We start from the raw sequence: 8,600 nt of genomic DNA, 5'->3' as shown, positions 1-8,600 counted from the left end.
GTCATGTGGGCAGGTGGGGCGGGCGGGTTCCGAGGCTGGTGACGGCAGCCACGGCGGAGAGAGCGGCAAGGAGTACGAACAGGGCGGGGTAGCCGCCGAGCGGTGCGGCGAGGGCGGCGCCGGCGAAGGGGGCGAGGGCGGCCGCGGTGTGGGCTGGTGCGGCAAGGAGCCCGGAGAGACGGCCGTAGTGGGTGGTGCCCCAGCGGTCGGTGACGGCAGTGGCCTGGAGGAGGGTGAGGTTGCCGCGGATTGTTCCCGCGACCACGGCGAGTGCGACCAAGAGTGCGTAGGGCCCTGCGATGACCCCGAGAGCGGCGGTGGTGAGGCCGCCGAGTCCGACCAGTGCGGTGGTTCGGGCGGTCACGCCGGTGCGGCGGGCCAGGGCGGCGTAGAGGGTGCGGCCGAGAGTCTGTCCGGCGCCGCCGAGTCCGAGGGCCCAGGCGGCTTGGGAGGTGGTGTATCCACGTTCGAGCAGGAGGGGAACGAGTCCCATCACGACGGCGTACATCGCGAACCCGGAGAGGGCGAAGGTGGCGGCCAGCATCCCGAACGCCCTGCTGCGCACCACGGAATCTCTGCCGTCGGTGGCATGGGCGGGGCTTTTGGCGGCGGGCGGCCAGGGGGCATTGAGTGCGAGGGCGTGGGCGGGGATCGTAACGAGGGCGAGGATCGCGGCGAGCGCGGTGTAGGTGGCGCGCCAGGACATGTGGTCGGCGAGGACGGCGGTCAGGGGTGCGTAGAGCGTGGAGGCGAGGCCGCCTGCGAGGGTGACGATGGTCAGGGCGTGGATGTGGTCGGGGGCCCACCAGCGGGTGAGGGCGGCGAAGGCAGGCTGGTAGAAGGTGGCGGCCATCGCCGCTCCGGCCAGCAGAGACCCTGCGGAGAAGACGGCGAGGTGGGGGCGGCGGCCACGGTGAGCAGGCTGACCACGCCGAGGACGGAGCCGGCGGTCATGACGAGGCGGGGGCCGCGGTGGTCCAGGACGCGGCCGACGTAGATGCCGGTGAGGGCGGAGACGAGGAGGGCGGCGGAGAACGCGGCGGTGGTGGCGCCCGCGCTCCAGCCGGTGTCGGCGGTGATGGCGGGGTTCAGGACGGGGAAGGCGTAGTAGAGGATGCCCCAGCTGGTGATCTGGGTGACGCACAGGGCGGGCAGTGCGGCGCGTGGCCGCGCCCGGACCCCCGTCCCGGTCGCGGCCACGCCGGCCTCGGTGTGCGGCATGGTGTTCAGCAGCCGCCGGAAGAGGGGGCGGGGGCGCCGACGGTGAGGGTCGCGGGCGCCGCGCAGCAGCCGCCGCCGCTGGTCTCTTCGGCGGCCGCGGGCTGGTCGAAGAGGCCGGCGCCGCCGCAGACTCCGGTCTCGGGGAGGGTGAGTTCGACGCGTTCGGCGGCTTCCTGGTCGCCGGCGAGGTGGGCGGCGATGGAGCGGACCTGCTCGTAGCCGGTCATGGCGAGGAAGGTCGGCGCGCGGCCGTAGGACTTCATGCCGACGAGGTAGACGCCCTGTTCGGGGTGGGACAGTTCGTTCACGCCGTGCGGATAGACGGTGCCGCACGAGTGCTGGTTCGGATCGATCAGCGGCGCGAGCTCGACCGGTGCCTGGAGGCGCTCGTCCAGGCCCAGGCGCAGCTCGGAGACGAAGGACAGGTCGGGGCGCAGGCCGGTCAGGACGATGACCTCGTCGACCGCGTCGAGGCGGCGGCCGTCCTCGGCGACCAGGATCAGGCGGCCGTCGCTGTCGCGCTGGATGGCGTCGGTGCGGAAGCCGGTGACGGCGTCGGCGTAGCCGTTGTCGACGGCGGCCTTGGCGGCCAGGCCGAGGGCTCCGCGGGCGGGGAGCTGGTCGGCGCTGCCGCCGCCGAAGGTGGAGCCGGAGATACCGCGGCGCAGGATCCAGGTGGCATGTGTGCCGGTGGCGTCCTCGGCCTTGGCGAGGTCGGCGAGGTAGGCCAGCGCGGTGAAGGCGGAGGCGCCCGAGCCGATGACGGCAATGCGCTTGCCCGCGTACCGGGCCCGGGTGGCCGGGTTCTTGAGGTCGGGGATGCGGTAGGAGATCCGGTCGCCAGCAGCCTTCTCGCCGAGGGCGGGCAGGCCGTCGCCGCCGATGGGGCTCGGGGTGGACCAGGTGCCGGAGGCGTCGATGACGGCGGAGGCCAGGATGCGTTCCTCGGTGCCGTCCGCGTTCGCGATGCGCACGGTGAAGGGCTGCTGCTCGCGGTCGGCGTCCACGATCCGGTCGCGGCCGAGGCGGGAGACGCCGGTGACGGTGGCGCCGTAGCGGACCCTTTCCCCGAGGACGTCGGCGAGGGGCTGGAGGTAGAGGGCGGCCCAGTCGGCGCCGGAGGGGTACGTCGCGCCCTCGGGTGCCGTCCAGCCGGTAGGAGCCAGAAGCTTCTCGGCGGCCGGGTCCACGAGCTCGGACCAGGTGGAGAACAGCCGAACGTGACCCCATTCGCGTACCGCGGCGGCGGCGGCCGCTCCGGCTTCCAGGACCAGGGGCTTGATGCCGCGCCCGGTGAGGTGGGCTGCGGCCGCCAGGCCGGCGGGGCCCGCTCCGATCACGGCGACGGGCAGGGCTTCGGTGGATGCGTTCACGACGGACTCCCCTATTGATTCGACATCTGTCGATGTCCTGACGCCTTAAGAATGCACTCGACATCGACGTCGGTCAACATAGACATGTGTCGAAGTTCAAAGGATGATGGGGGCATGTCCACTGTGAAGGTGTTGCCGCTGCTGGAGCCGGAGGCCGTGGCCCCGTGCTGCCCACCCCTGACCGAGCGCCCACTGACGGCCGAGGAGGCCGAACGGACCGCCCTGATGTTCAAGGCCCTCGGCGACCCGGTACGCCTGCGCCTGTTCTCCGCCGTCGCCTCCCACGAGGGCGGTGAGGCGTGCGTGTGCGACATCTCCGACGTCGGCGTCTCCCAGCCCACCGTCTCCCACCACCTGAAGAAGCTCCGGGAGGCGGGCCTGCTCTCCTCCGAACGGCGCGGGACCTGGGTGTACTACCGGGTCGAACCGACCGTCCTCGCGGCCATGGGTCAGCTCCTCACCCACGCGGCCACCGCGTGAGCATCACCATCACGCCGCTGACCGACGGGCACGCTGACGAGGCCCTGGCGATCTACCAGGCGGGTATCGACGAGGGCAACGCCACCCTCGAGACCACCGCCCCGACCTGGGCTGAGTTCGACGCGGCGAGGCTACGCGAGCACCGCTTCGCCGCGCTCGACACCGACGGCAAGGTGCTCGGGTGGGTTGCCGCCACCCGGTCTCCGACCGTTGCGCGTACGCGGGCGTTGTCGAGCACTCCGTCTACGTCCACCCCGGCGCCCGGGGCTGCGGTGTCGCCGGGCAGCTCCTGGCGGCGCTGGTGGAGTCGACCGAGGCCGCGGGGATCTGGACGATCCAGTCCGGGATCTTCCCCGAGAACGCCGCCAGCCTCGCCGTCCACGCGCGGGCCGGATTCCGGGTCATCGGCACGCGCGAGCGCATCGGCCGCCATCACGGCGCCTGGCGGGACGTGGTCCTGCTGGAGCGCCGCAGCGCCAGCGTCACGTGAGGTCTGTTCCTCTCACCTGCGGGTCGGTGCTGGAGGCCGTTCGGCCCGGTCCTGATCAATTGCGTCGCCTTTGTCGAAAGTCTGGTTCCAGACCTCGCTGTAGATCTGCAAGTCCTCCGGGGGCAGTTCGAGGTCCCCGTGGACGCGCACGGTGCTGGTGTCCCACGGCCGTCGCCCATCGTGGCGCGGGCGAGCAGGACGCCGAGCGCCGGTGATTCCTCGGTCCGGGCCGCGGCGGGCAGCCTGTCGAGGTCGGAGAGCACGGTGAAGCGGTTGTGCTCGGTCAGGGAGTCCTGGAGCGAGCATGATGCGGATCATGCGGTGGACGTTCGTACCGTCGCTGCCGACGGGAGCCTGGGGCAGCTGCGGGGCGGCTACCGGGCTACGCCGTTACGCGCCGGTGCGCAGCCGACGGTCGACACGCTCCCCGCGGCCCGGAAAGCCCACGCCGCCGCTCGGCCGCCCGGCAAGTGCAGCGCCTTCTGGAAGTGACCTGCGCCGACACGGTTTTGCGTCTGCGCCTCAGCGGCCAGCGCCACGCTGCGGGGGATCCGCGAGGCCAGCGGACGGGCGAGCCTTCGCCCTGCGCGGGCGGTCCGGAAGATGCCAGTGCCTGTGTCTCGCGATGCGTCCCGCCTCGCGTCCTCGCTTGTGTATAGGTGAATCCGCAGGTCAAGGACGCTCGCTCACCAGCGGGTGCAGGTGCTCGGACGGGACGAGGCGGGGCCCATGGCCACGAAGTCGTCCCTCTGTCGGCCGGACGCACGGCGGCACCGGGCGGCCTGCGCTCTCCACAGCGTCATCCATACGGAGGACAGCTGCATGACGTGCTGTCAGAACGTTTACACCCAGTCCGGGGTTGTTTTCATTTTTCGGGTCTGGAACTGTCACTCACGCAACTCACCCCCCTCACAGCGGACTTGGGAGCGGAACGTCCCGGGGTTCACAGCCCGGGCTCCTCGTCCCGGCGCCGCGATTCGGACCACATGCGTCCTTTGCGCGCGCCCCTCGCGCTTCGGCTACGACCGACGGAGGGCACCCATCGCTTCGCCAGGACAAACTGGGAGACCAGGCAACAGTGAAACACACGCGCACGCTCGCCCTGACCACAGCACTGCTCGCCTCATCCGCCCCGCTCGGCCTCGCCACCGTGGGAGCCGGTACGGCACACGCCGCGGCCCGCACGTACTTCGTCAGCCCCAGCGGCAACGACAGCAACTCGGGCACGTCCACCGGAGCTCCCTTCCGGACCCTCCAGAAGGCCGCGGACAGCGTCGGGCCGGGCGACACCGTCTCGATCATGAACGGCACCTACTCCGAGCGTTCGGAGGGGTCGAACGTGCTGACCATCAAGCGCTCCGGCCTCCCCGGCGCCCCCATCACCTTCACCGCTCATCCCGGCCACCATCCGGTGATCCACCCGGTGAAGGCGTGGAACGGCATCAGCGTCCACGGCGCCTCCTACATCTCCATCAAAAACCTCGAGATCAAGGGCAACAACGCGGCCCTCACCCTGGCCGGAGCCGAACGGGAATCGAAGAAGGGCGACCCCACCTACAACACCAACTGCGTCTCCGTGGAAAAGGACCGGTCCACGGGTGCGCTGTCGCACCACGTCGAGGTGACCGGCAACGAGGTGCACGGTTGCGCCGGCGGCGGCATATCGGCCATCGACTCCGACCACGTGACCATCTCCGGCAACCACGTGTTCGGGACCTCCTGGTACGCGGTGTACGCAACCAGCGGCATCTCCGTCCTCACCCCGCGCGACGTGGGTGGCGGCGACGCCGGGACGTACAAGATCCGCATCACCGGCAATCGCGTCCACGACAACGAGACCAAGATCAAATGGGAGAAGTGCGGCTGCTACTCGGACGGCAACGGCATCATCATCGACACCCTCAAGGGCGACGCCGATCACCCCGCCTACAGCGGACGCGTGCTGGTCGCCAACAACCTCGCGTACGACAACGGCGGCTCCGGCATCCACTCCTACAGGAGCCAGCACGTCGACATCGTCCACAACACGGCCTACGCGAACGGGCGCAGCACCCGCATGGATAGCTATGCCAACATCTTCGCGCATGACAGTACCGACGTGCGGCTGCTCAACAACATCGCGTACGGCCGGCCGGGGCAAGCGACGAACAGCAAGTCCCGGAATGTGGATGTGACCTACGACTACAACATCTACTTCGGCGGTAAGGCCCCCGAGGTCAAGGGCCCGAACGATGTCATCGCCGATCCGAAGTTCGTCAGGGCGGGCACCGGAGCGGAAGCGGACTTCCGGCTGAGCGAGGGCTCCCCCGCCGCCGGCTCGGGTGCGCCGTTCGCCGCCGTCACCACCGACTTCACCGGAGCCCGCCGGCCTGGCGGGGCGCCCGACCGGGGCGCCTACGGCTTCGGCGCCAAGAGCAGCGGTGTCGCGGGAAATGCCTCCGGCGTCACCTCCCCCGGCCGGCAAGGTGACGCCACCGCCGGGAGCGGCCAGTCCGCCGGAAGTGACCCCGCCGGCTCACCGGGCGTGCAAGCCGGCGACGGCACCGATGGCGGCTCCGGCCTGAAGCCGCACAGCGCAAGCGGTCCGCTCGCAGAGACGGGCGGCTTCAGCCCGGTGCTCCCGCTCGGCATCGCGGCGGTGGTCCTCGCCCTCGGCGGCGGCCTCCTCTTCGTAGCACGGCGCAAGCGTTCCTGATCCCACCGGATCACTCCGGGTGGCCAAGACGTGGTGCCGACCCTTCCCCCGGGGTCGGCACCCCCGTGCGCCCGCCCGGTCTGAAAACCGGGATTCCCTGCGAAGATCAAGGGATGGCGGCGGCAATGCACCGGATCGAAGCGGCGACACTCACCGGTGGGCCGGTACCGGACCCCCCGCGCGTTGCCTGGCGCAAACAGATGAGGCAGCGCGTGTTGGACGCCGCTCGCGACCTCACGTGCGAAGCCGGCTGGGACCAGGTCAGCCTGTCGGCCGTCGCGGCCCGGGCCGAAGTGTCGCGCCCTTCCGTGTACAAGGAGTTCGGCAACCGTGCCGGCCTGGGCCGTGCGCTGGTGGTCCTCGAAACCCGACAGTTTCTGACGGGGGTGACCGATGCCCTCTATCCCGGCGTGCCCGACTCCCATGACTGCCTGCGGATGGCCATCCTGCACGTACTTCAGGAGGCCGACAATCAGCCCCTCATAAGGGCCGTCATCACGGCTGCCCGAAAGGGCTCCGACAGCCTCCTGCCCTACCTCACCGCCCGAGCGGATCCCATCTTCGATGCCGGCCAAATCCTCGTCCAGGGCTGGCTGGCCACGCGCTACCCACAACAGCGAACAGAGTCGGTGGAGCTGGCCTCGGACGTCATCGTCCGCATGACCATCAGCCATCTCATCCTGCCGGCCGACGACCAGCACCTGACCGCTCAACGACTGGCGACCGCGGCCCTGAAACTACTGCAGTGACCATGGTTTCAGAATGAGATTCGTTGAGGGGCTTGGCAGTTGGGTGTGGCGTCGGCAGGAACGGGGGCGGGTCTGCTGATGTCGTGCCTGATGCCCTCCGGGACGTCGGCCGGTGGACGATCATGCGGCGTCGAGGGCCATCGTTTACGTGCTGTGCAAGAGAGTGAGCTGGCGTGATGTTCCCGTCGAGCGGGTCGGTTGCAGTGGTGTGACGGCCTGACGGCGCCTTCGGGACTGGACCGAGCAGGGGTGTGGCCCCGTCTGTACGAGGTCCTCCTGGCGGAACTACGGGCGGCAGGGTGGCTGGACATGGATGACGCGGCGATCGACACCTCGCACATCAGAGCCCTCAAAGGAGGCTCACACCGGACCTTCGCCGGTCGACCGCGCCCGCCCCGGCAGCAAGCACCACCTCATCGTCGACCGCCACGGCACACCCCTTGTCATCTCGGTTCGTCAGCGCAGGAGTTCGGCGATCTGCCGGGCGGCGTCGCGGGCGGCGCGGACCGAGGGTACGGCGACGATGTCGCCGAGGGAGGCGACGCCGCCGGTGTCGCTGCGGCCTTCGTCAAGGGCTCGGCGGCGGGCGGTGGCCGCGTCGAACAGGGGCCCGGCCGTCGATGTCGTCGGCGAGGTAGCGGGGCGGGCGCTGGGTGACCCAGGTCAGCTGGGCCGTACCGGCGAGGTCGCCATCGACATGTCCGCCCGGACGCCGAAGATCCTCACGATCGGCGCGGTCAGGACCTCGGACGTGTGCATCACCATGGGCTGCGGCGACACCTGCCCCGTCTTCCCGGGCAAGCGCTACCTCGACTGGAAGCTTGAAGACCCTGCGGGCCAGGGCGTGGAGGCCGTCCGCCCGATCCGCCACGAGATCAAGAGGCTCGTCGAGGACCTGATCGCTGAGATCACCCCGGAGCCCACGGCCTGAGCGAAGTGCGCACGCTCGGGGAGGCCGCGGGCATTCCCGGCCTCCCCGAGCGGCCACCGGCGCGCGCCCCCTCGCCGTTCTCACGAATGACCATCCGTGAGAGTTCTGCGAGAGCCCACGGAGTGATCATGTTTCCGCAGGTCGTCGCAAGAGCCCTCTTGAAACCCGCACGTTGTACGAGGCGCTTCCGAGAGTCTTGCCCGCATGGATTTGACGCCGGATCAGGCGGCATAGGCGGTAGAATCTCACGACTGCCCGAACTCTGACGCGCCCGCCGGCAGCGCCTTCCGTAACCGTGGCGGGAAGACCGCCGCGAAGTACCACACCCCGCGCTGCGTCCTCGTCCCCGCATCCCGCGAGGAACTGGAGATCCCCGTCCACGCCGACCGGCTCCCCGGCGACGCGCGGAAGCAGCCGCACTCGCGATCGTGCCCGCGCCCCGCACCGAGCGGCCGGTACGGATCGGGTACGCCCGCACCTAGACCGCCCGGCAGGAGCTGGCTCGCCAGCTCCTGCCGGGCGGTCTAGGTGCGGGCGTACCCTGTCGCTCCGTGCCGCTCGGTCGGGGGCGCGCGAGCGAACCCAGGGGCCGATGCTTCCGCGGTGCACCGGGGTGCCGGTAGCCAGGACGGGGGACATCACATTCCCAGGGGGAGGGGGG

General features: G+C 70.5%; 5 protein-coding genes and 2 pseudogenes. 5 read left to right on the top strand and 2 right to left on the bottom strand.

From position 1 onward, the window contains the following. Position 1 precedes the first annotated feature (1 nt). Positions 2-1,221 (bottom strand): annotated as a pseudogene (locus PV721_RS37890) (MFS transporter). A 5-nt stretch (positions 1,222-1,226) separates the two neighbouring features. Then, positions 1,227-2,594, bottom strand: coding sequence for an NAD(P)-binding domain-containing protein (locus PV721_RS37885; RefSeq protein WP_319732559.1), 1,368 nt, complete (start codon positions 2,592-2,594; stop codon positions 1,227-1,229). Positions 2,595-2,708: 114 nt separating this feature from the next. On the opposite strand from PV721_RS37885, the gene PV721_RS37880 reads away from it, so the two are divergent. From PV721_RS37880 to PV721_RS44175, 5 genes and pseudogenes are all read left to right on the top strand, one after another. Further along, on the top strand, positions 2,709-3,074 hold the full coding sequence (locus PV721_RS37880) for a metalloregulator ArsR/SmtB family transcription factor (RefSeq protein ID WP_319732557.1): 366 nt from the start codon (positions 2,709-2,711) through the stop codon (positions 3,072-3,074). A 2-nt stretch (positions 3,075-3,076) separates the two neighbouring features. Beyond that, a pseudogene (locus tag PV721_RS37875) lies at positions 3,077-3,564 on the top strand (GNAT family N-acetyltransferase). 1,078 nt (positions 3,565-4,642) lie between these two features. Continuing rightward, entirely contained in the window at positions 4,643-6,259 is a 1,617-nt protein-coding gene (locus PV721_RS37870; RefSeq protein ID WP_319732555.1) for a right-handed parallel beta-helix repeat-containing protein, read from the top strand. A gap of 113 nt (positions 6,260-6,372) precedes the next feature. Then, positions 6,373-7,008 carry a TetR family transcriptional regulator gene (locus PV721_RS37865; protein ID WP_319732553.1) on the top strand — a complete coding sequence of 212 codons (636 nt, stop codon included), beginning with the start codon at positions 6,373-6,375 and terminating at the stop codon, positions 7,006-7,008. A 523-nt stretch (positions 7,009-7,531) separates the two neighbouring features. Then, positions 7,532-7,939 carry a phosphotyrosine protein phosphatase gene (locus tag PV721_RS44175; protein ID WP_416371265.1) on the top strand — a complete coding sequence of 136 codons (408 nt, stop codon included), beginning with the start codon at positions 7,532-7,534 and terminating at the stop codon, positions 7,937-7,939. Positions 7,940-8,600: the final 661 nt, after the last annotated feature.

This window comes from Streptomyces sp. MB09-01 (genome assembly GCF_033794505.1).
Classification (GTDB): Bacteria; Actinomycetota; Actinomycetes; order Streptomycetales; family Streptomycetaceae; genus Streptomyces.
This window is presented reverse-complemented; position numbering and strand designations above follow the sequence as displayed.

Excerpts from the sequence above, each read along its gene's own strand:
- PV721_RS37880 (WP_319732557.1), top strand. The coding sequence starts at position 2,709 with ATGTCCACTGTGAAGGTGTTGCCGCTGCTGGAGCCGGAGGCCGTGGCC.
- PV721_RS37865 (WP_319732553.1), top strand. The coding sequence starts at position 6,373 with ATGGCGGCGGCAATGCACCGGATCGAAGCGGCGACACTCACCGGTGGG.
- PV721_RS44175 (WP_416371265.1), top strand. The coding sequence starts at position 7,532 with ATGTCGCCGAGGGAGGCGACGCCGCCGGTGTCGCTGCGGCCTTCGTCA.